General features: G+C 70.7%; 22 protein-coding genes. 13 read left to right on the forward strand and 9 right to left on the reverse strand.

The window, feature by feature from the left end; all coding sequences use genetic code 11:
• Positions 1 to 13: 13 nt before the first annotated feature.
• The 3 genes from MLE42_RS08245 to MLE42_RS08255 all read right to left on the reverse strand — a co-directional run bounded on the left by MLE42_RS08245 (position 14) and on the right by MLE42_RS08255 (position 2,055).
• Positions 14 to 361 (reverse strand): hypothetical protein, encoded by a 348-nt coding sequence (locus MLE42_RS08245; RefSeq protein WP_243287394.1) that lies wholly within the window; start codon positions 359 to 361, stop codon positions 14 to 16.
• A gap of 63 nt (positions 362 to 424) precedes the next feature.
• Positions 425 to 1,213, reverse strand: coding sequence for a sulfite exporter TauE/SafE family protein (locus MLE42_RS08250; protein WP_243287395.1), 789 nt, complete (start codon positions 1,211 to 1,213; stop codon positions 425 to 427).
• Positions 1,210 to 2,055, reverse strand: a complete 846-nt coding sequence (locus tag MLE42_RS08255) for a CE1 family esterase (RefSeq protein WP_243287396.1) — start codon at positions 2,053 to 2,055, stop codon at positions 1,210 to 1,212. Before MLE42_RS08255 ends, MLE42_RS08250 begins: the two co-directional genes overlap by 4 nt.
• Positions 2,056 to 2,087: 32 nt before the next feature.
• Between MLE42_RS08255 and MLE42_RS08260 the strand changes: the two genes are divergently transcribed.
• Positions 2,088 to 2,885 (forward strand): metallophosphoesterase family protein, encoded by a 798-nt coding sequence (locus MLE42_RS08260; protein ID WP_243287397.1) that lies wholly within the window; start codon positions 2,088 to 2,090, stop codon positions 2,883 to 2,885.
• Between the two features lie 59 nt (positions 2,886 to 2,944).
• Here the strand turns inward: MLE42_RS08260 and MLE42_RS08265 are convergent, their stop codons facing one another.
• Positions 2,945 to 3,424: a DUF192 domain-containing protein gene (locus MLE42_RS08265; protein WP_243287398.1), complete on the reverse strand. Its 480-nt coding sequence runs from the start codon at positions 3,422 to 3,424 to the stop codon at positions 2,945 to 2,947.
• Positions 3,425 to 3,542: 118 nt separating this feature from the next.
• Between MLE42_RS08265 and MLE42_RS08270 the strand changes: the two genes are divergently transcribed.
• Positions 3,543 to 5,978 carry a DUF5916 domain-containing protein gene (locus MLE42_RS08270; protein WP_243287399.1) on the forward strand — a complete coding sequence of 812 codons (2,436 nt, stop codon included), beginning with the start codon at positions 3,543 to 3,545 and terminating at the stop codon, positions 5,976 to 5,978.
• Here the strand turns inward: MLE42_RS08270 and MLE42_RS08275 are convergent.
• Complete coding sequence (locus tag MLE42_RS08275; protein ID WP_243287400.1) at positions 5,959 to 7,173, reverse strand: aminotransferase class V-fold PLP-dependent enzyme; 1,215 nt, start codon at positions 7,171 to 7,173, stop codon at positions 5,959 to 5,961. The genes MLE42_RS08270 and MLE42_RS08275 overlap by 20 nt on opposite strands.
• Positions 7,170 to 7,850 carry an FAD-dependent thymidylate synthase gene (thyX, locus tag MLE42_RS08280; protein ID WP_243287401.1) on the reverse strand — a complete coding sequence of 227 codons (681 nt, stop codon included), beginning with the start codon at positions 7,848 to 7,850 and terminating at the stop codon, positions 7,170 to 7,172. The genes MLE42_RS08275 and thyX overlap by 4 nt, the downstream gene beginning before the upstream one ends.
• 65 nt (positions 7,851 to 7,915) lie before the next feature.
• On the opposite strand from thyX, the gene fsa reads away from it, so the two are divergent.
• From fsa to MLE42_RS08310, 6 genes are all read left to right on the forward strand, one after another.
• Entirely contained in the window at positions 7,916 to 8,563 is a 648-nt protein-coding gene (gene fsa / locus MLE42_RS08285; protein ID WP_243287402.1) for a fructose-6-phosphate aldolase, read from the forward strand.
• A 113-nt stretch (positions 8,564 to 8,676) separates the two neighbouring features.
• Positions 8,677 to 10,536, forward strand: coding sequence for an aspartate ammonia-lyase (locus tag MLE42_RS08290; RefSeq protein ID WP_243287403.1), 1,860 nt, complete (start codon positions 8,677 to 8,679; stop codon positions 10,534 to 10,536).
• Between the two features lie 50 nt (positions 10,537 to 10,586).
• Positions 10,587 to 11,312, forward strand: a complete 726-nt coding sequence (locus tag MLE42_RS08295; protein ID WP_243287404.1) for a DUF4410 domain-containing protein — start codon at positions 10,587 to 10,589, stop codon at positions 11,310 to 11,312.
• Positions 11,313 to 11,394: 82 nt separating this feature from the next.
• Positions 11,395 to 12,933, forward strand: a complete 1,539-nt coding sequence (locus MLE42_RS08300; RefSeq protein WP_243287405.1) for an acyl-CoA carboxylase subunit beta — start codon at positions 11,395 to 11,397, stop codon at positions 12,931 to 12,933.
• A gap of 8 nt (positions 12,934 to 12,941) precedes the next feature.
• Positions 12,942 to 14,018, forward strand: coding sequence for a hypothetical protein (locus tag MLE42_RS08305; protein ID WP_243287406.1), 1,077 nt, complete (start codon positions 12,942 to 12,944; stop codon positions 14,016 to 14,018).
• Positions 14,019 to 14,078: 60 nt separating this feature from the next.
• On the forward strand, positions 14,079 to 14,948 hold the full coding sequence (locus MLE42_RS08310) for a CPBP family intramembrane glutamic endopeptidase (RefSeq protein ID WP_243287407.1): 870 nt from the start codon (positions 14,079 to 14,081) through the stop codon (positions 14,946 to 14,948).
• On the opposite strand, the gene MLE42_RS08315 is transcribed toward MLE42_RS08310, so the two are convergent.
• Positions 14,914 to 15,414 (reverse strand): GNAT family N-acetyltransferase, encoded by a 501-nt coding sequence (locus tag MLE42_RS08315; protein ID WP_243287408.1) that lies wholly within the window; start codon positions 15,412 to 15,414, stop codon positions 14,914 to 14,916. The genes MLE42_RS08310 and MLE42_RS08315 overlap by 35 nt on opposite strands.
• Before the next feature lie 28 nt (positions 15,415 to 15,442).
• Between MLE42_RS08315 and MLE42_RS08320 the strand changes: the two genes are divergently transcribed.
• From MLE42_RS08320 to MLE42_RS08340, 5 genes are all read left to right on the forward strand, one after another.
• Complete coding sequence (locus tag MLE42_RS08320) at positions 15,443 to 16,222, forward strand: MBL fold metallo-hydrolase (RefSeq protein WP_243287409.1); 780 nt, start codon at positions 15,443 to 15,445, stop codon at positions 16,220 to 16,222.
• A 16-nt stretch (positions 16,223 to 16,238) separates the two neighbouring features.
• A complete protein-coding gene (locus MLE42_RS08325) occupies positions 16,239 to 16,919 on the forward strand; it encodes a LolA family protein (protein WP_243287410.1) in 681 nt (226 codons plus the stop codon).
• A gap of 34 nt (positions 16,920 to 16,953) precedes the next feature.
• Positions 16,954 to 17,610: an FHA domain-containing protein gene (locus tag MLE42_RS08330; RefSeq protein WP_243287411.1), complete on the forward strand. Its 657-nt coding sequence runs from the start codon at positions 16,954 to 16,956 to the stop codon at positions 17,608 to 17,610.
• Between the two features lie 36 nt (positions 17,611 to 17,646).
• Positions 17,647 to 19,521 (forward strand): hypothetical protein, encoded by a 1,875-nt coding sequence (locus tag MLE42_RS08335; RefSeq protein ID WP_243287493.1) that lies wholly within the window; start codon positions 17,647 to 17,649, stop codon positions 19,519 to 19,521.
• A 118-nt stretch (positions 19,522 to 19,639) separates the two neighbouring features.
• On the forward strand, positions 19,640 to 20,272 hold the full coding sequence (locus MLE42_RS08340; RefSeq protein WP_243287412.1) for a flavin reductase family protein: 633 nt from the start codon (positions 19,640 to 19,642) through the stop codon (positions 20,270 to 20,272).
• 30 nt (positions 20,273 to 20,302) lie between these two features.
• Here MLE42_RS08340 and MLE42_RS08345 read toward each other — a convergent pair whose 3' ends face one another.
• Both MLE42_RS08345 and MLE42_RS08350 read right to left on the reverse strand, forming a co-directional pair.
• Complete coding sequence (locus MLE42_RS08345) at positions 20,303 to 21,139, reverse strand: bifunctional transcriptional activator/DNA repair enzyme AdaA (protein WP_243287413.1); 837 nt, start codon at positions 21,137 to 21,139, stop codon at positions 20,303 to 20,305.
• Positions 21,140 to 21,201: 62 nt separating this feature from the next.
• Positions 21,202 to 22,353 carry a diaminopimelate decarboxylase family protein gene (locus MLE42_RS08350; RefSeq protein WP_243287414.1) on the reverse strand — a complete coding sequence of 384 codons (1,152 nt, stop codon included), beginning with the start codon at positions 22,351 to 22,353 and terminating at the stop codon, positions 21,202 to 21,204.
• Between the last annotated feature and the right edge of the window lie 5 nt (positions 22,354 to 22,358).

Consider the following 22,358-nt stretch of genomic DNA (forward strand, 5'->3'; position numbering starts at 1 on the left):
GACCCGCATCGGATCAGAGATAATCGATGAACTGGTGGATCACCGGGATGCGGTGCCGCTTGCCTTTGGTGGCCTGCAGGATGCTGGTCACGGACATGCCCAGGCACCAGAGCAGCCAGAGAGGCAGGAAGAAGCGGATGGACACGGCGCCGAAGATGGGGAACAGGCCCAGGATGAGCATGGCCAGGGTCAGGGCGCACTCGGCGAAGGCCAGGATGACGCCCTGGCGCGCGTGCCAGAGCAGCTCCGGGTCCTCGCGGTTCCGCATGTAGGGCAGGAACGCCCAGGGCCCCGCGTAGCACAGGATCAGGTCTCGCAGGCGCTCCCCCACGTAGAGGGGGGTCGGGGCATCCAGGGGCACGGCAACCTCCGGGTCGAGGATAGCGCAAGGCCGCGCCGTGCGTCCCCCGGGACGGGCTTCCGGTCAGCGCCCCCGCAGGACCACCAGGAGGGCCATGAACAGCACGATCACCGCGTAGACCTGCTTCAGCTTCGCGCCCCGCATGCGTGTGGCCACCCGCGCCCCGGCCAGCGCGCCGACCGCGAAGCCCACGGCCACCCCGGCGATCACCATCCAGGGCAGCCCGCCCTGGGCCTGGGCATAGACATAGACGCCAGGCAGGCCGATGGGGGGGAGCAGCATCATGAGGCTGGTGAGCTGGGCCTCGTGCTGGGTCATGCGGAAGCGGGAGGCCAGCAGGGGAATCACCACCACGGCGCCCCCCAGTCCCGTGAGGCCCGAGACCACCCCTGCCAGCAGGCCGATGGGCAGCCCCGCGGACCAGAGGCCCGAGGAGAGGTCGAGGGGTTCCGCGGTCCGGTCCACGGCCGGGGGCTCGTGCCGGAAGTAGGTCTTGAAGGCCAGGAGCACCAGGAAGGCTGCGTAGCCCCAGCGCAGGGGCCCCGAAGGAATGAGGTTCGCCACCCGGGCCCCGCCGTAGATGCCGAGAAGGAAGGCCAGCACCAGCACGCCCACCAGGCGCAGGCTGGTGTGGATGCCCCGGCTGCGGTACTGCAGCACGGCGGGCAGGCCCGTGGGCAGGAGCATCGCCGCCAGGGTGGCGCCCTGGGCGCGGTGCTGGTCCAGGTGCAGGAACAGGCCCAGCAGGGGCACCATCACCACGCCCCCGCCCACCCCGAAGAGGCCTGACAGCACGCCGCCGGCCAGGCCCGTGCCCAAGCCGGGTATGAAATGGTTCGGGTCCGCGATCAAGGCGCCTCCAGGGGATGGGCTTCGAAGAAGGCCCAGATGAGGTGGCTGGCCGAGAGGTCCGGCGCGGGCCGATCCGCCCCCGGCGCGTAGGGCCGTCCGCCCGGCCAGGCGTGGCCCATGCCGGCCACCGTCCAGAGGCCCACCTCACATCCGGCGCCCGACCAGAGGTCGAGGTGATGGGGGTCCATGGCCTCGCGGACGGGCCCCTCATCACATCCCATGAGGGCCGCCCAGCGGGCCGCCGCCTCTGGCGCGCCCAGGACGGGCACCCGCCGCCCCCGCGGCCCCAGGCCGCCCCGGTAGGGGATGTGGCCATCCTCCGTCCCGTGGAAGGCCAGGGTGGGCACGGGGCGGGTCGGAGAAGGGCCCCAGGTCGGCGCCCCCGCCACGGGCGCGATGGCCGCCACCCATGGCGCCCCCAGGGCCAGGCGATAGGCCATGCGGGCCCCATTGGAGAAGCCCGCCACGAAGATCCGCCGGGGATCCACGATCCCGCGCTGGCCCAGGCGGTCGACCACGGCCCCGAGGAACCCGACGTCGTCCACCTCCGCATGACCGGGGCAGCCCAGCCCCGGCCCCACGTTCCAGGCGGCGCCGAGTCCGGGGTCCTCCGTGCCCGCCTCGCCCAGGGCTTGCGGATAGGCCACGCGGAAACCCCGCTCGTCGGCCAGGCGGCCGAGGCCCGAAAAGGCGGCCATGAGCCGCGCCGTGCCGCCGGTCCCATGGAGGGCCAGCACCAGCGGGAGTTCCTGATCCGAGGCCGCCGGAGGGTCATGGACCAGGACCCTCCGGGTCTCGCCTTGCCATTCCAGCTTCAGGTAGTGGCTCTGGCCGTGCCGCACCGATCCCCCATCCCCGGATTCTGGCCCCCGCCGTGTTCCAATGGAAGGCGGAGGCGCCGGTGCAGGTCCAGCTCAACCAGGATGTGATTCTCGACAGCCGGCGGGCGATCTGGCTCCCGCGGCAGAAGACGCTGGTGCTGGCGGACCTCTTCTTCGGCCTGGGCGCCGCCCGACGCCGGCGCCCGGACCCCCTGCCCCCGCCCCAGCAGACCGAGATCTGGGAGCGGCTGTTCAGCCTCATCGATGACTACGCCCCCGCCCAGATCGCCCTGCTGGGCGACCTCAAACCCAGCCAGGGCACGGTCGAGGGGGACGAGGCCGAGGAGCTCCGGACCATCTTCCGCAAGCTCCAGGCCGGGGGCCGCCAGGTGGTGCAGGTGGTGGGCCACCCGGACCGCAGCTGCGGCCCGGCGCTGGAGGGCACCGGCATCGAACCCGTGGAGCAGTACCGGGTCGGCCCCTTCACCCTCATGCACCGTCGCCGCATCTTCGTCTATCCCCGCCACGACTCATCTCAGGGCTTCTGGATCAATGGCGGGGTGCATCCCCTCTTCGCCGTGCCCGGCATCGGACCCGCCGGAGAACCGGACTGGATGAGGCTTCCCGCCTTCCTCTACACCGGCTTCGCCCTGGTGATGCCGCCCTTCGTGAGCTATGCCCAGGGCTTCGAGGTCATCCAGGCCGAGCGCCTGCCCCGCCAGGCGCGCGCCTGGAAGCTGCTGGCGGATCGCCTGAGCCCCCTGGAGCTGACGGACCTCCCCCCGGCTCCCGAGGCTCTGCGCACGCTCACCCGTCCGCCCCGCAAGGGCGCGCCGAAGAACGGCGAATAGGCCGTTCCCGGGATCGGACCTTCAACAGCGGACGCGGCGGAGGTCTCCGCGTTCGCCTTTTATTTCTTCTTGGCCTTGGGCATCGGTGCCCCGCCGCGCACGGCCCGGCCGTCGTCCAGGACCAGGTCCCAGCCCAGGCGATCGCCCTTCTTCAGGCCGATGCGCTTGAAGGTGCCCGCGGCGAACTCGATGAAGTGGCGCGCCGGCACGTTCCCCCCGTAGGTGGGGCAGTCGTCGCCGCGCATGGGGCTGCACGGGGGCACGTGCTCGGCCGTCTCCACCACCTTGCCCTCCGCGTCCACCCAGGCCACGTCCAAGGCGATGAGGCAGTTCTTCATCCAGATGGCGTGGTAGCCCTCCTCGCCGTAGACGAAGAACATGCAGCGGTCCTTGGCCAGGCTCTGCCGGTACATCAGGCCCTTCGCCTTCTCCTGGTCCGTGGCGGCCACCTCGGCCATGAAGGCCGTCTGTTTGAAGGCCACGGTGCCTCCGCCCGCCCACAGGGGCAGGGAGAGCAGGATGGCGAAGATCGTGCGCATGTCGACTCCTGGAATTCCATTATCGATAGAAGTGCCTGGAGGGGATGGAAGGCTTCCAAAATCCATGATACCTCGCAAGATGTGGCAACATGGAGCTTCCCGCCGACTCCGGAGGATCATGCGCACTCCCACCTGCTCCGCCCTCCTCCTCGGCGCGCTGGCCATGGCGGCCCCGGGTCCGGAGACCGGGCTCCAGGCCATGCGGATCGGCGCAGCCATCCAGCTGGATGGCCGCCTCGACGATCCCGCGTGGAAGCGCGCGCCCTTCGCCTCGGGATTCACCGAAGAGTGGCCCCAGCGCGGGCGACCAGCCCGCCAGCGCACGGAAGTGCGGGTGCTCTACGACGCCCGGTTCCTCTACGTGGGAGCGCGGATGCTCCACAACCGCCGGCTGGAGGGCGGCCGGGCCCACGTGGTGCGCCGCGTCCATCGCCGCGACCAGGACAGTCCCAGCGACTGGTTCGGGGTGGCCATCGACTCCAGCCACGACCGGCGCACCGCGCTCCTGTTCGAGGTGAACGCGGCCGGCGTGCAGAAGGACCAGATCATCTACAACGACAGCACCTTCGATCCGAGCTGGGACGGCGTGTGGGAGAGCGCCGTGTCGGTGGATGCCGAAGGCTGGACCGCGGAGCTGAAGATCCCGTTGTCCCTCCTCCGGTTCAAGGAGGGCTCCGAACCCCAGACCTGGGGCATCAACTTCAGCCGGACGGACCAGGGCGTGGTGCGGGAATCCAGCCGCTGGATGGTCGTGCCGCCGGGGGACAACGGCTTCGTCAGCCGCTTTCCCGACCTGAGCGGCCTGGAGGGACTGGCTCCCCAGCCGCGCCGGGAGTACGTGCCCTACCTGGGGACCGCCCGGAAGTTCGAGACCGCCCGGAGCTATGACGACCGGGGCTGGGACACCCGGGCCGGCCTCGACGCCCACTGGAGCCTGAACTCCCACGCCCAGGTGGACCTCTCCGTGCGGCCAGATTTCGGGCAGGTCGAGGTGGACCAGACCGTGCTGAACCTCGGCACCGTGGAGACCTTCTTCCCGGAGAAGCGCCCCTTCTTCCTGGAGGGCATGGACCTCTTCCGGGTCGCCGGTCCCGATCTCTTCTACAGCCGGCGAATTGGACATGGCTTGTCCGACCCGGACCTGGCCCCCGGCGAGACCCTGCAGGATCGCCCGAACGCCACGGACATCACCGCCGCCGCGAAGTACACCGCCACGTACGATTCGGACACCAAGGTGGGTCTCCTGGGCGCCAGCGTGGAGCCCGCTCGGGCCACAGTGGCCGATGCCGCCGGAACCCGCTCCCGGCGGGAGATCTCGCCGCTCACCAGCTTCGGCGTGTTGCGGATCCAGCAGCTCCTGGACGACCGGGGGAGCTACGTGGGCACCTTCGCCTCGGAGATGGACCAGGCGGGCGCGGCGGGCCGGTCCGCCCACGTCCAGGCGCTGGACGGGGTCTACCGCACCGAGGACCGGGGCGGAACGCTGGAGACCACCCTCAGCCGCAGCCAGACCGGCCCCGCCGGCGCCCAGGATCAGGGCTGGCGGGCGCGGCTCCGGGCCCACCAGGAGTGGCGCAGCGGCTGGAACGCCGAGTTCCAGGCCATCGACGCGGGGCACGACTACAACCCCAATGACGTCGGCTACCTGGGCCGCGCCGACGAGCAGCGCCTGTACGGCGAGGTCTCGCGCCGCTGGGACCGCACCTGGGGCGTCTTCCGCAACTGGGCCTGGGGGCTGGGCCACACCTACGCCCGGGACCAGGCCGGCCGTGCCTTCATCCGCAACCTCAACACCTGGGGCCGGACCGACTTCACCAGCTTCTGGTCCCTCTGGGGCGGTGGGGGCGTGGACCTGCCCGCCGAGGACGACCGGGAGCTGCGCACCTACTCGGATCCGCAGAAGAAGTATCTGGCCCGCTCCGCCGTGCCCTACGCGAACCTGGGCTTCGACACGCCCGGCAACCGGCCCTGGTACCTCCGCCTCAACACCAGCCGAGCCTGGGAAGAGGGGGGGCCCTCCACCGACACGACGCTCTTCCAGACCCTCCGACCCGCACCCAACCTCGAAATCCAGGTCACGACCTCCGTCACCCGGGACGAGGGCGAGCTGAAGTGGCTGGAGACCCCGGTGGCCACGCCCATCGTGGGCCTGCGCCGCCTCAGCCAGCTGAACCAGACCGTGCGGGTGGCCTACGCCTTCAACCCCACCCTCACGCTCCAGCTCTTCAGCCAGTGGCTGGCCGCGAACTGGAACTACCGGGACCTGAAGCACTACGTCGACGACGAGACCCTCGAGCCCGGCCTCCCGGAGGACCAGCCCGCAGGCACCACGCCCCAGACCGCCTTCAGCTACCGGACCTGGAACCTGAACCTCATCACGCGCTGGGAGTTCCGTCCCGGCTCCACCTTCTTCCTCGTCTACACCCACGGCGCCAGCACGGACGCCCTCATCAACGACCGCGCCAGCCTCGCCCCCCGGCCGGATCTCGCCCTCCTGCGGCACCTGCCTTCGGACGACGTGGTGCAGGCCAAGGTCAGCTGGCTGTTCCGCTGAGCCAGGCCCCCACGCGGTCCACATCGGCCTCCGTGTGGAAGCCGTGGAAGGCCACGCGCAGGTAGCCCTCGCGCACGGAGGCGAGGATGCCCTGTCGATGCCCGGACCGGAGCAGGGCCTGCAGGCCATCCGCCCCGGCGCCGCCATGGTGGAAGGCCAAGATGGAGCCCAGCCGCCCGGCCTCCAGCAGACCCCGCAGGCGGGCTCCATCCGCGGCCCAGGACGATCCCTCGATGGCGTCCAGGAGCCGGGCCTGGAGGGCCGCTCCGTGCGCGGCGATGGCGGGGACGCCCGCCCGGTTGATCAGGCGCAGGGACTCGAGCAGGGCGGAGAGGTTGAGCAGGTTGGGCCCCCCGGGTTCCAGCGCCCGTCCATCCGTCAGCCAGGCCCGGCGGAGGTCCGTGGACGGCCGCGAGAAATCCGTCGCGTCCTCCACGGAGAGCCAGGAGCCCGAGGGGGACAGGGACCGGCGAAACATCTCGTCCGTCCACAGGAACCCCATGCCCTGGGGCGACAGCAGGCCCTTGTGCCCGCTGGTGGCGAAGGCGGAAAGGCCCTCCAGATCCACGGGCACCGTGCCCGCGGCCTGGATGCCGTCCACCACCAGATGCACGCCCCGCTCCCGGCAGGCGGCGCCCAGGCGCCCCAGGTCCAGCTTCAAACCATCCTGGAAACGCACCCACGAGACGGCGAGGATTCGCGTGCGAGGTCCCAGGGCCTCCACGAGCCGGGCCTCGGGACCCGCCTCCGCGGTGGGCGGCCGGCTCGCCCAGGCCTCGGCCCCGGCGAGGTGCCCTTCCCACAGCGGCACCTCCCGGAAGGCCACGCCGCGGGCCTCGAGGGCCAGCCAGGGCCAAGCGTTGGCCGGGAACTCCCCCAGGGGCGCCACCACCTCGTCGCCGGACCGCCAGGGGAAGCCCTGGGCGACGGCCACCAGGCCCGAGGAGGCGCTGGGAGTGAGGGTGATGTCCTCGGGCCGGCCGCCCAGCAGCACCGCGGCCTCCGCCCGGGCGGCGGCCGGGATCCCCTGGAAGTCCTCCTCCCAGCGCACCTCCCAGGGCCGCAGCTCCTTGCGCATGAAGGCCTGCGTGGCGTCCAGCGCGGCCCGGGGCACGGGCCCCTCGGAGCAGTGCATGACCCAGAGGTGCTCCGGATCCAGGTGGAACAGGGCGGGGTCGAGGGGCGGCGCGCTCATCCCTGGCGGTCCGCGAGCAGGGCCTTGAGGCCCACCGGGAAGAGGGGTTCCACCACCTGGCGCACGGCAGCGGCGTACTGCTGGATCTCCCACTGGGCGTGGCCGTCCGCCCGCAGGCGAATGAAGTGGGCCACGGCCTGGAGGCTCACGGTCCAGTAGACCTCGGAGTAGAGGCCCACAGGCAGCACGCAGCGGGCCTGCTCGCGGCAGACGCCCAGGGAGAGCAGCTCCTTGTAGTGGGCCACGGCCCCCCGGCAGCTCTCCAGGTAGCTTTCCATGGCCCGGGCGCGGTTCGCCGCGTCGATCTCCCCCTCGCTGCCCTGCTTGTTGACCTTGGCCTGCTTCCGGAAGGTCGCCGGCACGAAGAACTCGTCCTCGGGGAACTCCACGTAGCGGCCGCTGATCTCGTTGAACTCCGAGCCGATGCGGTGCTTCATCCACTGGCGGAACACGAAGATGGGCGCCTTCACGTGCAGGGTCATGGCCGTGTGGCGGAAGGGGGAGGTGTGCTCATGCTCCGCCAGGTAGCCGATCAGCTTGGCGTCCCCCGCCTCGAAGGCCTCCTTCCGCTTGCCGAAGGACACCCGGGCCGCGTTCACCACGGACAGGTCCGACCCCATGTGGTCGATGAGCCGGACGAACCCTTTGTCCAGCACCTTGATCTCGGTATGTGTCATGGAAGACTCCGCGCTTCCAGCTTCGCTCCGGCCCTGGGAGAATGGAAGGTCCGCCAGGAGCCTCCATGCAATTCTTTATCGACACCGCCAACATCGACGAGATCAAGCGCATCAACGCCCTGGGCGTGCTGGACGGGGTGACCACCAACCCCAGCCTCATCGCCAAGGAGACCGGCAAGCCCTTCGAGGCGATCATCGCGGAGATCTGCGACATCGTGGACGGCCCCATCAGCGCCGAGGTCATCGGCCTGGAGGCCCCCGCCATGATCCAGGAGGGCCTGAAGCTGGCCAAGATCCACGAGAACGTGGTGGTGAAGCTGCCCCTCATCGCCGAGGGCCTCAAGGCCTGCAAGGCCCTGACCTCCGAGGGCATCAACACCAACGTCACCCTCTGCTTCAGCGCCACCCAGGCGCTCATGGCCGCCAAGGCGGGCGCCACCTACGTGAGCCCCTTCGTGGGCCGCCTGGACGACATCAACCTCGACGGCATGGAGCTCATCCGCGAGATCGTGGCCATCTTCGAGAACTACGAGTTCGACACCCAGTGCCTGGCCGCCTCCATCCGCCAGCCCCGGCACGTCACGGACGCGGCCCTGGCCGGCGCCCACGTGGCCACCATCCCCACCAAGGTCTTCGACCAGATGCTGAAGCACCCCCTCACCGACAAGGGCGTGGAGGGCTTCCTGGCGGATTGGAAAAAGGGTGGCCGATAGCTTCCCGATTCGTTCGTCAAGCGGAGCGTTAAGTCGTTCCGTCAATTCGTGACCGAATCGTAAAGAGGGCTCGATACCATGACCCCTGGCCCCACTCGGGCCGGAGGTCCTGTATGGATGCCATCACGTCTGTCCTGCGCCGCTGCGAGATCTTCTCGGGCCTGTCCGACCCGGACCTGGGCCTGATCGCCAAGGCCGCCCGCCGGCGGGAGGTCCCCGCGGACACCCGCCTCTTCACCCAGGGCGACCCCCGCAAGGGCGCCACGGTCATCGCCGAGGGCCGCGTGGAGATCACCCGCGACAACGGCGACGGACCGGAGCCCGTGGTGATCCTGGGCCCAGGCGACGTGGCCGGCGAGCAGTCCTTCCTGGCCCCCAGCCCCCATTCGGCCACGGCCACCACGCTCACCCCCGCCGTGCTCCTGGACCTGGACCGCGAGACCGTCCTCCAGAGCCTCGGCCAGGATGGCGCCGCGGCCATCGCCGTCCTCAGCAAGATCGCCAACGTGCTCCACCGGCGCATCCTGTATTCGGCCACCCCGCGCACCGGACGCGAGCAGGCCTACGCCAGCGGGCAGACGCGGCGGGAGTCGGACCTCATCGGCCCCCTGGACGTGCCCGAGGACGCCCTCTTCGGCGTCCAGACCCTGCGCGCCGTCCACAACTTCCCCATCACGGGCACGCCCACCAGCCACTTCCCGGCCATGATCCGCGCCCTGGCCATGGTCAAGCAGGCGGCGGCCCGCGCCAACGCGAAGCTGGGCCTGCTGGACCTGGCCATCGCGGCCGCCATCGACCGTGCCTCGCAGGAGATCATCGACGGCCACTGGCACGGCCACTTCCCCACCGACATGGTCCAGGGCGGCGCGGGCACCTCCACGAACATGAACGCCAACGAGGTCATCGCCAACCGGGCCCTGGAGCTGCTGGGCCACAAGCGCGGAGACTACGCCCACTGCCACCCCAACGACCACGTGAACCTGGGCCAGAGCACCAATGATGTCTACCCCACGGCCCTGCGCCTCAGCACCATCTTCATGCTGCGGAACCTGCTGGACGCCATGGAGCGCCTGAAGGCGGCCCTGCACGTCAAGGGCCGGGAGTTCGCCGATGTGATCAAGATGGGCCGCACCCAGCTCCAGGACGCCGTGCCCATGACGCTGGGCCAGGAGTTCGAGGCCTTCGCCGTCACCACGGGCGAGGACATCCTGCGCCTCCAGGAATGCGCCCGGCTCTTCCTCGAGGTGAACATGGGCGGCACGGCCATCGGCACCGGCATCTGCGCCGATCCGAGCTACCCGGAGGCCGTGGTGGAGGAGCTGCGGAAGATCACGGGCCTGGAGGTGGTCCTGGCGGAGAACCTCGTGGAGGCCACGCCGGACACGGGCGCCTTCGTCATGTTCTCCGGGGCCGTCAAGCGCGCCGCCGTGAAGCTCAGCAAGATGTGCAACGATCTGCGCCTGCTCAGCAGCGGCCCCCGCTGCGGCTTCGGCGAGATCAACCTGCCCCCCATGCAGCCCGGCAGCAGCATCATGCCCGGCAAGGTGAACCCCGTGATCCCCGAGGTGGTGAACCAGGTGGCCTACTCGGTCATCGGCAACGACCTCACCATCACCCTGGCGGCCGAGGCCGGCCAGCTGCAGCTCAACGTGATGGAGCCCGTGCTGGCCTACAGCCTGGCCACCAGCCTCCGCACCCTGACCGCCGCCGTGAACGTGCTCACCACCAAGTGCATCGTGGGCATCACCGCCAACCGCGACCGCTGTCGCGACCTGGTGGAGCACAGCATCGGCATCGTCACCGCCATCATGCCGGCCATCGGCTACAAGCGCGCCACCGAGGTGGCCAAGGAGGCCCTGGAGACCGGCGTGGCCGTGCGCGAGATCATCCTCCGCAAAGCCTACTTGAGCCCGGCCGAGCTGGACGAGGCCCTCAGCCTCGAGGCCATGACCCAGCCGAGACCCATCCGCTGACAATCCTTGTTTCGCGCTACGCTTGGAGATTCCAATCCAAGGAGTCTTCTATGCCTCGTCCTCTCGCCCTGCTGATGGGCTCTGCCCTGTGCCTATGCGCCCAGGAGCCGCCGACACCCCCGCCCGCCCAGGCTGCGCCGACCGCAACGACACCCGAGGCACAGCCTCTGGCTGCTCCAGCAGCACCCCCGGCAGCGCCGGCCCCAAAACCCGAGCCCCCGAAACCCGCGGCCCCGAAGGCCCCCCTCCAGGACAACGGGCTTCTGGATCCTGCCTGGTTCGGCGACGGCACAACCTTCGCCACTGGTGACGATGTGGACTTCTTCTGGATCAAGCCAGGCCTCGACCTCACTGGCCACACGGTGTTCATGAAGCCCTGGGAAGATCCCGCCATGCTCCGCAAGGGGCGGGACGGAAAGGACAACGCCAAGGCCACCGAGCTGACCGACAGCTTTCCGGGCATGCTTCGCGGCGCGCTGACCGGCGCCGTCAATGGCAAGGCCAAGGTGAGCCGGACCGAGGGCGACCTGACCCTGGTGGGGAGATTCGTGGACGCCAATGCCGGGAGCAAGGCCGCCAAGTGGCTCATCGGCCTGGGCGCCGGCAGCGAGACCGCCACCTGGGACCTGAAGGTCGTGGACACCAAGACCGGCGAACTCCTTCTGGCCGTCCACCACCGCTCCATCAGCGGGACCGCCATGTCCACCATCCAGGACAAGCTCGTGAAATGGGCCGATAAATTCGCCACCTTCGTGGCCGTCCGCGCCGTCAAGTAGGCCGGGGGAGGCTCCGGCGCTCGGGTAAACTGGCGGCTGATCCCTCTGATCGGCCGCCGTTTTCACGCATCCGGGAGTCCCCATGTCCCTCGAGAAGAAGATCGAGATCCTCAAGGCCAAGCACGCCCAGGCCCTGGCCGGCGGCGGCGAGGCGCGGGTCCAGAAGCAGCATGAGGGGGGCAAGCTCACGGCCCGGGAGCGCGTCGCCGCCTTCCTGGACGAGGGCTCCTTCGAGGAGATGGACGCCCTCATGGTCCACCGGGCCTGGGGCGTGGAGAAGATCCCCGGCGACGGCGTGGTGACCGGCTTCGGCCGGGTGGACGGCCGCCCGGTGGCCATCTTCGCCCAGGACTTCACGGTCTTCGGCGGGTCCCTGAGCGAGGCCTACGCCAAGAAGATCTGCAAGATCATGGACCTGGCCATGAAGGTGGGCTGCCCCGTCGTGGGCCTCAACGACAGCGGCGGCGCCCGCATCCAGGAGGGCGTGGTGAGCCTGGGCGGCTACGCGGACATCTTCCTGCGCAACACCCTGGCCTCCGGGGTCATCCCCCAGATCAGCCTCATCATGGGCCCCTGCGCTGGCGGCGCGGTCTACAGCCCCGCCATCACGGACTTCATCACCATGGTGAAGGGCACGAGCTACATGTTCGTGACCGGGCCGGACGTCATCAAGGCCGTCACCCACGAAGAGGTCACCAAGGAGGAGCTGGGCGGCGCCAGTGCCCATGCGGCCAAGTCCGGCGTGGCCCACTTCGTCACGGCCAGCGACCTGGCCGCCCTGGCCCACACCCGGGAGCTGCTCTCCTTCCTGCCCAGCAACAACCTGGGCGAGGCGCCCCGCCGGGCCCCCAAGCGCGAGATGCCCCTGGAGAACCCGGACCTGGACAAGGTGGTGCCGGACGATCCCAGCAAGCCCTACGACATCCGCGACATCATCCGCGGGGTGGTGGATGACGCCCATTTCTTCGAGGTTCATGAAGCTTTCGCCCCCAACCTCGTCGTGGGCTTCGCCCGCATCGACGGCCGCAGCGTGGGCATCGTGGCCAACCAGCCGGCCTTCTACGCCGGCGTGCTCGACATCGCCTCGAGCGAGAAGGGCGCCCGCTTCGTGCGGTTCTGCGACGCATTCAACATCCCGCTCATCACCTTCGAGGATGTGCCGGGCTTCCTGCCCGGCGTCACCCAGGAGCACGGCGGCATCATCCGCCACGGCGCCAAGCTGCTCTTCGCCTTCTGCGAGGCCACGGTGCCCAAGATCACCGTCATCACCCGCAAGGCCTACGGCGGCGCCTACTGCGTGATGGCCAGCAAGCACATCCGCACGGACTTCAACTTCGCCTACCCCACCGCCGAGATCGCCGTCATGGGCGCCGAGGGCGCCATGAACGTGCTGCACGGCAAGTCCATCGCCATCGCCCCGGACCCGGCGGCCCGGAAGGCGGAGCTGGTGGCCGAGTACAACGAGAAGTTCGCCAACCCCTACATCGCCGCCGAGCACGGCTTCGTGGACGAGGTCATCCTCCCCCGCGAGACCCGCCAGAAGCTGGTCAAGGCCCTGGCCTTCCTCGACACCAAGCGCGACACCATGCCGCCCAAGAAACACGGGAACATCCCCCTGTAGGAGGTCCCATGCGCGCCGCCATCCTGGCCCTCGCCACCCTCACCCTTGCGGCCCAGGACGAGCGGGCCTTCCTGGATTCCATGGCCCGACTCGAGAAGCAGGACCCTGCCGGGAAGAAGGACTTGGAGGCGGGCAGCCCGTTGCGCGCCACCGCGCTGGCCATGGATCCCGCCAAGGCGCCGGAGAAGGCCCGCTACGCCGCGGCGTCCTGGCTCTGGGCCACCAGCCTGATCCGGGGCCTCAACCATGGGGTGGATGGGACCTACCTGAAGGCCGCGCGGGGGCAGGTCGAACTCCAGAAGGCCTGGACGCTGCTGGAGACCGTGGGCGACGACCTGGCGCGCCCCCGGAACGCCATGCGGCTGGAGGTGGCCTGGCGCCTGCTCGACCCGGACCGGATGAAGGCCGCCTACGCGGCCGTGGCGGCCCAGCCCGCCCTGAACCCCCGGGAGCTCATCCACTGCTTCTTCGTGTCGGCCCACCTGGGGGAGTGGGACGCGATGAAGCGCCATGCCCAGGCCGTCCTGGCCCAGGGCGGGAACCTGGAGAGCCTGCACGCCTCCGCGGAAGACACGCCGGCGATGTTCGACTACGAGTCGCTGCTCAAGGCTATCGAAACCGGCCGCCCGGAACGGGTCACCGAGCCCCTGGCGGTCCGGAGCTTCCGGATCACGAAGACCCGGGTCAAGCTCCGTCGCGTCTCGGGCCACGACAAGACCCTCCTGAAGGAATCGGAGTCCTGGCCCAGGGACTGGGTGGCCAAGCCCGACCCGACGGCGCCCCTCCTCCAGGTGGGTGCGGCCGCCCACTGGGTGGAAGGCCCCGCCCTCCCCCCGGTGTCCGGGTTCATGCAGAAGGACCGCCTCTACCTCGTCGGGTACAAGATCGCCCAGGGGGATGCCCCGGAATCCGGCAGGCAGGACCAGGCCTGGGACATGCGGCCGGACAGCGGGGCTCCGGGCCGCTGGCAGGGGCTCAACACGCTCACGATCTGGCGCGCGGGCGTGGATCCCAAGGCCGGCCCGGCCCTCCAGGTCACCTTCGATGCGGAGTGGGACCTGCGGCCCCTGGAAACCCTCCCCTAGACTCTGGACCCGGTTCGGCGCGGGACCAGCCCGCGCCCTGCCCCGATCTCCAGGAGCCCCATGCGCACTGTGTTCATCGACGGCCGTGGCGCGGTCCGCAACGGCTGGAAGGTGCTCGGATTCGTCGCCCTCTTCAGCCTCGCCGCCTCCGGCGCGGCCCCCCTCGCCCGCCTCTGGCCCGCCGCCTGGGGGACCCTGCTCCCGGGGCGGTGGCTCGATGTCGCCCTGGTGCTCGTCGTCACCTGGCTCTGCCTCCGCGCGGAAGGGGCGTCCCTCGCCGAGGTGGGCCTCCGCCCGGACTGGCGCTTCCTGCGGGAGATCCTCGTGGGCACGGCGGGGGGCTGCCTCCTGATGCTGGCGACCGCGGGGCTCATCCGCGGGCTGGGCGGCTTCCACTGGGTCCGGACGCCCGGAACGGGTCCCGCCGACCTGGCGGCGGGAGCCTGGCTCTTCCTGGCCGTGGCCTGTTTCGAGGAGATCCTCTTCCGCGGCTACGCCTTCCAGCGCGCCGTCCGGGGCCTGGGCTTCAGCCTCACCCAGGCCCTCTTCGCCCTGGCCTTCGCCATCGTGCACTGGGGGAACCCGGGCATGACCGGCGCCACGAAGGCCTGGGCCACCCTGAACATCGCTCTGGCGGCCCTGCTCCTCGGGCTCTGCTGGCGGCGCACGGGCAGCCTGGCCCTTCCCATCGGCGTGCACCTGGGGTGGAACTGGACCCAGGGCAACCTCCTCGGGTTCGGCGTGAGCGGCACCGAGGCCCCGGGATGGTGGACGCCGGTCTTCCACGGCCGGCCGGAATGGCTGACGGGGGGCGCCTTCGGCCTGGAGGCCAGCGGGGTCTGCGCCCTGGTCTGCAGCCTGGTCGTGCTCGGGTTGTGGCGGTGGAAAGGCCGGCCTAGCGGCGGTGCTTCCACTGCTTCGGCGTCTTGATCCCGGCCCCCATCACCAGGCGCATCTCGCTGGTGGGCACGAAGCCCATGCGCTGGTAGAGGCCCTCCGCCTCGACACTCGCATGCAGCTCCATGATCTCCAGTCCGCATTCGCGGGCCAGGTCCAGGGCCGCGTCCGTGAGCCGCGCGGCCAGGCCCTGGCGCCGGTGCGAAGGCTCCGTGTAGATGTTGAAGAGGTAACCCCGGACGGAGAGCGGCGTCACCGGCGTGGGGAGGGACTCCTTCATCAGCAGGAGCACCCCGGCCACGGGCCGGCCGTCCTCCTCCACCAGGAAGCCCCGGCACTGCCCCGACACCATCCAGTTCCGGAGCTGGACGCGGAACGTGTCCGCCATGCGCCGCAGCCCGTCCTCGGAGGCCTTCTCCATGTCGCGGAACAAGGCCACGCGATGGGCCACGTGAATGTCCAGGTCAGCGGTGGTGGAGGGACGGAGGGAAGGGCTCATGCGGTCAGTGTAGGCGTTATCCTGGGCCATGCACTACGCGGCCCTGGCCTCGGGTTCCAAGGGGAACTGCCACGCCCTGTCGGAGGGAGGGCGGACGCTGCTCATCGACGCGGGCATCTCCCTGCTCCAGATCCGCCGGCGCATGGAGTCGCTGGAACTGGACTCAGGCTCCGTGCGCGCCCTGGCGCTCACCCACGAGCACTCGGACCACATCGCCGCGGTGGGCGTGATCCTCCGGCGCACGGACTGGGCCATCGTCGCCACCGCCGCCACCCGCGAGGCCGTTGAGCGGATCCAGGGGATCGAGATCCCGACCTCCCGCTGGATCGAGGTGGAGGCCGGCCGGCCCCGCGACTGGGAGGGCTGGCGCCTGCTGCCCTTCGCCCTGCCCCACGACGCCGAGGACCCTGTGGCCTACCGGATCGAGGCGGGGGCCACCGCCGCGGCCGTGGTGACCGACCTCGGCCATCCCACGGCCCTCGTGGCGGACCACCTCCAGGATCTGGATCTGCTGGTGCTGGAGGCCAACCATGACGTGGACATGCTGCGCGAGGGGGACTATCCGCCCCAGCTCAAGGCGCGCATCCTCAGCCGCGTGGGGCACCTGAGCAACGCCGCCATGGCCGAGCTGCTGGGCCGGGTCCTGTCGCCCCGCCTCAAGCAGGTCGTACTGGCGCACCTGAGTGAATCCAACAACGATCCCGGCCTCGCCCGCTTCGCCGCGGAGGAGGTTCTCCGCGGCACCGACGTGGCCCTCCACCTGGCCCACCAGCGGGACCCCCTCACCCTGCCCCCGGCCGTGGCCTGAGGCCCCAAGGAGACCGATGCTTCGACGCGCCCTGGCCCACCTCCTCCTGGTCCTGCCCCTCGCGGGACAGGGGACTCCTCCTTCCCTGCGCGAGGCCGTGGAGCGCTTCGACGCCGCCCAGGCCCAGGTGCAGACCCTGCAGTGCCCCTTCACCCTGACCCTGCGCCGGGCCCTGCTGAAGACTCCCTCCGTGACGAAGGGGACCCTCTACCTGCAGGGTTCCGACTTCGCCCATTTCGCCTTCCAGCCGCCGGAGGATCTGATCCTCCACCTCACGCCCAAGGCCCTGATCTCCTACAGTCCGGAGGCCCGCGCCGGCGAGCTGATGAAGATCGGTCTCATCAAGAACGCCAACCGCAAGTTCCTGGGCCTGGGCCAGAGGCTCAGCTACCTGTCGGAGTACTTCCAGATCCAGCTGGGGGAATCCAAGGATCCCACCGGCGCCTGGCTGCTGGCCATGACGCCCCGCACCCTGTCCATGCGCAAGCGGATGCAGGCCCTGAACCTCTGGGTGGACAAGGAGACCTGGCTGCCCCGTCAGGTCCAGTGGGTCGAGCGCAGCGGGGATTCCTGGCTGGTGGAGCTGGGCCCGCTCCGGATCAACCAGGCCCTGCCGGCCGCGGTGACCGGTTTCAAGCTTCCCGAGGGCATTCCCCTGAAGAGCGACTTCAGCTTCTTCGCCACCCGCAAGAAGTAGCGGTAGACTGCACAGGAGATCAGACGGGGGCCCGATGATTGTGGTTTGCTCGGCCTGCCAGGCCCGCTTCCAGTACGACGACAGCCGGTTCGGCCAAGCCCGGACCAAGCGCTTCAAGTGCCCGAAGTGTGCCCACGTCTTCGAGGTGGCGAACCCGGCGGTGCCGGCGGTTCCCGCCCCGCAGGCGTTGCCGGCGCCCATTCCCGCGCCCAGTCCCGCGCCGCCGACCCGGCCCCTGGTCATGACCGCCCCCCTTCCCGAGCAGGATCCCGTCATGGAGGCGACGCTGGCCTCCGCCCGGTCCACCGCCCGCCGGGACCGCGACTCCCTCTTGGCGGCCGCCGGGATCCAGCCGGGCGGCCTGCCCGCGGGGCTCAAGTTCAGCCTGGCCTTCCTCACCGGTCCGCAGGCCTCCACCGTGCAGGTGCTGGAGCGGCCCCTCATCGTCATCGGGCGGGAGGAAGGCGACGTCATCACCCAGGATCCCGAGACCTCCCGCCGCCATGCACTGCTGGAGATCCGGGCGGACGGGTCGGTGTGGATCACCGATCAGGACTCCACCAACGGCACCCAGGTCAACGGCGAACGCATCACAGGTCCGGTCCAGCTCGTCAGCCAGCAGGAATTCACCTGCGGGAACAGCACCTTCATGCTGCTGGTGCGCAATACCGCCGAGTACCCGCTGCACTGAATTCCGCCATTCCCACGACCTGAACCGAGCCAAGCCATGACGCCAGATCCCTACGCGCCCTATCTCCGCCAGGCGGACCAGCTGTTCGCCCAGGGCGAGATCGTCAAGGCCGGACAGATCTGGCAGGCGATCCTCAAGCAGCAGCCCGCCCACGCCGAAGCCCGGGAGCGCCTCCTGGCCCTGCGCGACCGCCTGCTGGTCCAGCGGCAGGAGGAGGAACGCGCCGCGACCGCCGCGGCCCTGCCCGCCCCTCCGGCACCCCCCTCCGAGCCGGTCCAGCCCCCGCTCCCCGCGCCCGCACCCCCCGTCGCCGTGCCAGTCACGCCCCTTCCCCCACCTCCTCCCTCGCCTCTTCCACCGCCTCCGCCGGTCGCTCCGGCCCCGGCTCCCCCCGCTCCCCTACCACCCGTCCCGCCCCCCCCGGCCTCCGCCCACGTGGAACCCGAACGGCTGGTCATCGAGGGCTGCACGCTCTACGACATGGGCCAGGTGGCCGACGCCCTCCAGAAGTGGGAACAGGCCCTGGCCCTCGATCCCACCCAGAGCCTGGCCCTGGGCTACGCCAATGGCGCCCGCCGCGAGCTCGGGCTCCCGCCCCTGCAGGGATCGGCTCCAGCCGCCCCCATCGAGGAGAAGCCCCCCCAGGCCGACGAGGACGTGGACAAGCTGCTTCGCGAGGCGGTCCAGCTCTACGACATGGGATTGACGGAAGAGGCCATCTCCAAGTGGGAGCATGTGCTCGCCGTGGAACCCCACCGGGAGGAGATCCGGGGGTACCTCCGCCAGGCACGGATAGAGGTGACCCAGGCCGCGGCCCAGCCGGCGCCCGTCCAACCCCCGCCTCCCGCGCCAATTCCCGTGCCGGCCGCAAGCCCCGCCGCTGCTTCCGCCCAGGTTCCGGCCCCCGAGGCAGAGGCCCTGGCCCTCAAGCTCCGGCAGGCCGAGCACCTGCTGACGCTCCAGCGCCCCGACGAGGCCGCCTTCACCTATCAGCAGGCCCTCCGGCTGGCGCCCGGAAACCCCGAGGCCCTGGCGGGGCTCGAACGCTGCCGGCGGCCCCGGCCCCAGGCCGGATCCTCCAGCTCCGGCATCAGCCTGGACCTCCCGGACCGCATCGCCATGGTGGAGGAGGAGCCCACCCTCATCGTCACCGATCCCGGCCGCGTGGAGCCTCCCGCCTCCATGACCCGCAGCGCCCCGGCCCTCCGCGAAGGCCTCAGCCTTCCGGCTCGCCTGCAGGAGGCTTCGTCCCGACTTCCCTGGCTCCGGGAACCCAAGGTCTGGGCCATCGCCGGGGGGAGCGCCCTGACGCTGGCCCTGACCCTCTACGCGATCCACTCCTACCGCAGGGACCAGGAGCTGAAGGAGGCCGTCAAGGCCGCCCGCCAGGCGGCCATCGCTCCCGTCGCCCAGCAGGCCCAGTCACCCGACCTCACCGAAACGCCCGCGGCGATCCTCCGCGAGGGCGAGTCGGCCCTGGAGACGGACCCACTCCGGGCCTACTTCCGGGCCCAGTTCATCCTGGCCCAGAATCCTGGCGACGCCGCCGCCGCCCAGCTGCTGGAGAAGGCCAAGGCCGCCCTGCCCGGCGGGGCCGCCGGAGCGAGCCTCCCGGAGTTCCAGAAGCACCTCCAGGTCGGCGATCTCGACGCCGCAGCCAAGGTCATGGACGCGCTCCTGCGGGCCCAGCCCGATGATGCCGCGCTCCGCGCCAAGGCGGCCCGTCTGCACCTGGCCTTCTGCGCGGCCCATGCCGGCCAGGCCAAGTGGGACGAGGCCGCGGATGACCTGCGCCAGGGCCGGGCCCTGTTCCCCAGCGACAAGTCCTGGCAGGCGCGCCTGCTCCTGCTCGAGCGCATGAAGACCCTGCCCAAGTCGCAGCAGGCGGCCTGGCTTCCGCTGCTCGGCTAGGCCGCGGACCACCACCCGCCACCCATGTCGCGGCAAGAACCGGGTCGCCCGGGGGCGCTGGCGCGCCGGATGCTGGGTCCACGGGAGCCCTTTCCGCCTCCCGCCTGGGAGGTGCGCCATGCACAAGGTCGTCCGTCCGAAGATGCTGTACTTCGGGACCCCGGTGGTCCTCATCAGCACGCTGAATCCCGATGGCTCGCCCAACCTGGCGCCCATGTCCTCGGCCTGGTGGCTGGGGGACACCTGCCAGCTGGGGATGAGCAGCCGGTCGCGGACCGTGGAGAACCTCGCCCGCGAGGGGGAGTGCGTCCTCAACCTCCCTTCCCAGACGCTGGTGGCCGCTGTGGACCGCCTGGCGCTCCTCACGGGGAGCGATCCGGTGCCGCCCTACAAGGCCGCCATGGGCTACCGGCATGAGCCTCGGAAGTTCGAGGCTGCGGGCCTGACCCCGGTCCCCGCGGACCTGGTGAAGCCGCCGAGAGCTCTGGAGTGCCCCGTCCACCTGGAGGCCCGGGTCCGCGAAATCCGTCGGATCGGCGGCGAGGACAGCCACCTGGCCGCCATCGAGACCCAGGTGGTCCGCGTCCACATCGACGAGGCCCTGATGATGCCGCGGGAAGGGGACTACATCGATCCCCAGCTCTGGCAGCCCCTGATCATGAGCTTCTGCGACTTCTTCGGCCTGGGCGGGACGCCCCTCCTGCCCTCCCGCCTGGCCCGGGCCTGGCGCCCGCCCGTGGCGGCCTCCTGAGGCCCGGTTCAGGAGAGGCTCAGGAAGGGCTCAGGCCGTCCTCGCCCGCTCGAAGGCGAGGATGGCCTGCTTCCGCGTGGCGCCCCAGTGGTACTGGCCCAGGGCCCCGGTGGCCTGGATGACGCGGTGGCAGGGGATGAGCCAGGCAATGGGGTTCTGCCCCACGGCCGTGCCCACGGCGCGCACCGCACCCGGGGCGCCGGACAGGGTGGCCAGGTCGCGGTAGGACACCGCCTGGCCCGGAGGAACCCGCAGCAGCGCCTCCCAGGTCCGGAGCTGGAAGGGCGTGCCCTTGAGGACGAGGCTGAGGGGTTGGCCCACGCCATCCCGCATGCGGGCTTCGAAGGCCTCCGCATAGGGGCGGACGAGCGCGTCCCCTCGCTCCAGGCGTGCCCCGGGCCAGCGGGCCTGGAGCTCGGCCAGGGCGCCGTCGCGGCCATCCTCGCCGAGGAAGGTCAGGCCGCAGAGGCCCCGGTCGAGGGCCGCGAAGAGCGCCGGGCCGAAGGGCGTCTCCTCCACGCCCCAGTGGATCGTGAGGCCGCCGGCCTGGGCCTTGTACTCCCCGGGGGTCATCCGCTCGAGGGCGAGGAAGAGGTCGTGCAGGCGGCCGGGGCCCGAGAGGCCCACCGCGTGGCTCACCTCGAGCAGGCTCCGGGATTCGGCGAGCATGCGCTTCGCCTCCGCCAGGGTCAGGACCTGGAGGAAGCGCTTGGGGCTCACCCCCGCCCACCGCTGGAAGAGCCGCTGGAAGTGGAAGGGGCTGAGGCCCACCTCCTCCGCCACCTGCTCCAGGCTCGGCTGCTCCTCCGCGTGATCGGCGAGGAAGCGGATGGCCCGCTCCACCCGGCTGTAGTCGCTGCTGGACATGAGGACCTCCCAGGCCAAGATGCGATCACGGACGACCCGCACCCACCCGGATCTTGCGGGGATCAGCCCGCCACCCAGACCTCCGGCGGCACCGGGTGGCTCAGGAAGTGGGTCATGCCCTCGTTCAGGCCGTAGGCGCCGGCGGTGCCGAAGGCCAGCAGATCCCCTGCCGCCAGCTCCGGCAGGCGCACCTCGCCCAGGCGGTCCAGGCTGGTGCAGAGGGGCCCGGCCAGCGTGTAATGCACGGTCCCCTCGCCCTTCCCCACAGCCTTCACCGGAAACGGCTGGCCCGTGAGGAGGGGCCGGATGAGGTGGTTGATGCCGCCTTCCAGGATGGCGAAGCGGGTGCCGCGGCTCTCCTTGAGGCGCACCACCCGGGCCAGGTAGATGCCGCAGGGGCCGGCCAGGAACCGGCCCGGCTCCAGGATCAGCTCGCCCGTGAACCAGGCGTGCTGGGTCAGCAGATCGGACAGTCCATGTCCAAAACCCACTAGGTCCAGGGGCGCTTCGTCCGGCGCGTACGGCACGCCCAGGCCACCGCCCAGGTCGATCTGCTCGAAGGCCAGCCCATGGGCCTCGTGCAGACGCTTCGCCAGGTCCAGCACCGCGCCGTGGATGGCCTTCAGCTTGGCGGCATCCCGCTGGTTGCTGGCGGCGAAGACGTGCAGCCCCTTGATGCGTACGTGCGTCAGGCTCGCGGCCTTCTCGAGCAGGGCCGGCACGTCCTCCTCGTCCACGCCGAAGGCCGACGGCCCGCTGCCGCCGATGATGCGGTTGCCCTCATCGATGTCGAAGGCCGGGTGCACCCGCAGGTTCACCGCCGTCTCCCGGGTGGCCAGGGCGTCGATGCGGGCCAGGTCCTCGAAGCCCTCGGCCTGCACCCGCACGCCCAGCTCCAGGGCCTTCTGAAGCTCGGGTTCCCGCTTGCCCGGCCCGGCGAAGAAGGTGCGGCCCACCGGCAGGCCCAGCGCCTCCACCCGCTCCAGCTCCCCGATGGAGGCGCAGTCGAAGCTCGCGCCCTGGGCCGCGAAACACCTCAGCAGATCCGCGTGCGGGTTGGCCTTCACCGCATAGGCCACCCGCACCCGGGCCGGCAATGCCGCCCGCAGAGCCTGAAAGCCCGCCTCCGCCACCGCTCCCGAATAAGCAAAGCAGGGCGTGCCGTGGGTCTCGGCGAGGGACTGGCATTGAGCATCATCGAGCGCGAATAGCATGGGAA

It is taken from the genome of Geothrix terrae (assembly GCF_022808775.1).
Taxonomy (GTDB): Bacteria; Acidobacteriota; Holophagae; order Holophagales; family Holophagaceae; genus Geothrix; species Geothrix terrae.

Excerpts from the sequence above, each read along its gene's own strand:
- MLE42_RS08265 (WP_243287398.1), bottom strand. The coding sequence starts at position 3,424 with ATGCGCACGATCTTCGCCATCCTGCTCTCCCTGCCCCTGTGGGCGGGC.
- MLE42_RS08270 (WP_243287399.1), top strand. The coding sequence starts at position 3,543 with ATGCGCACTCCCACCTGCTCCGCCCTCCTCCTCGGCGCGCTGGCCATG.
- MLE42_RS08275 (WP_243287400.1), bottom strand. The coding sequence starts at position 7,173 with ATGAGCGCGCCGCCCCTCGACCCCGCCCTGTTCCACCTGGATCCGGAG.
- thyX (WP_243287401.1), bottom strand. The coding sequence starts at position 7,850 with ATGACACATACCGAGATCAAGGTGCTGGACAAAGGGTTCGTCCGGCTC.
- fsa (WP_243287402.1), top strand. The coding sequence starts at position 7,916 with ATGCAATTCTTTATCGACACCGCCAACATCGACGAGATCAAGCGCATC.
- MLE42_RS08290 (WP_243287403.1), top strand. The coding sequence starts at position 8,677 with ATGGATGCCATCACGTCTGTCCTGCGCCGCTGCGAGATCTTCTCGGGC.
- MLE42_RS08295 (WP_243287404.1), top strand. The coding sequence starts at position 10,587 with ATGCCTCGTCCTCTCGCCCTGCTGATGGGCTCTGCCCTGTGCCTATGC.
- MLE42_RS08300 (WP_243287405.1), top strand. The coding sequence starts at position 11,395 with ATGTCCCTCGAGAAGAAGATCGAGATCCTCAAGGCCAAGCACGCCCAG.
- MLE42_RS08305 (WP_243287406.1), top strand. The coding sequence starts at position 12,942 with ATGCGCGCCGCCATCCTGGCCCTCGCCACCCTCACCCTTGCGGCCCAG.
- MLE42_RS08310 (WP_243287407.1), top strand. The coding sequence starts at position 14,079 with ATGCGCACTGTGTTCATCGACGGCCGTGGCGCGGTCCGCAACGGCTGG.
- MLE42_RS08315 (WP_243287408.1), bottom strand. The coding sequence starts at position 15,414 with ATGAGCCCTTCCCTCCGTCCCTCCACCACCGCTGACCTGGACATTCAC.
- MLE42_RS08320 (WP_243287409.1), top strand. The coding sequence starts at position 15,443 with ATGCACTACGCGGCCCTGGCCTCGGGTTCCAAGGGGAACTGCCACGCC.
- MLE42_RS08325 (WP_243287410.1), top strand. The coding sequence starts at position 16,239 with ATGCTTCGACGCGCCCTGGCCCACCTCCTCCTGGTCCTGCCCCTCGCG.
- MLE42_RS08330 (WP_243287411.1), top strand. The coding sequence starts at position 16,954 with ATGATTGTGGTTTGCTCGGCCTGCCAGGCCCGCTTCCAGTACGACGAC.
- MLE42_RS08335 (WP_243287493.1), top strand. The coding sequence starts at position 17,647 with ATGACGCCAGATCCCTACGCGCCCTATCTCCGCCAGGCGGACCAGCTG.
- MLE42_RS08340 (WP_243287412.1), top strand. The coding sequence starts at position 19,640 with ATGCACAAGGTCGTCCGTCCGAAGATGCTGTACTTCGGGACCCCGGTG.
- MLE42_RS08345 (WP_243287413.1), bottom strand. The coding sequence starts at position 21,139 with ATGTCCAGCAGCGACTACAGCCGGGTGGAGCGGGCCATCCGCTTCCTC.
- MLE42_RS08350 (WP_243287414.1), bottom strand. The coding sequence starts at position 22,353 with ATGCTATTCGCGCTCGATGATGCTCAATGCCAGTCCCTCGCCGAGACC.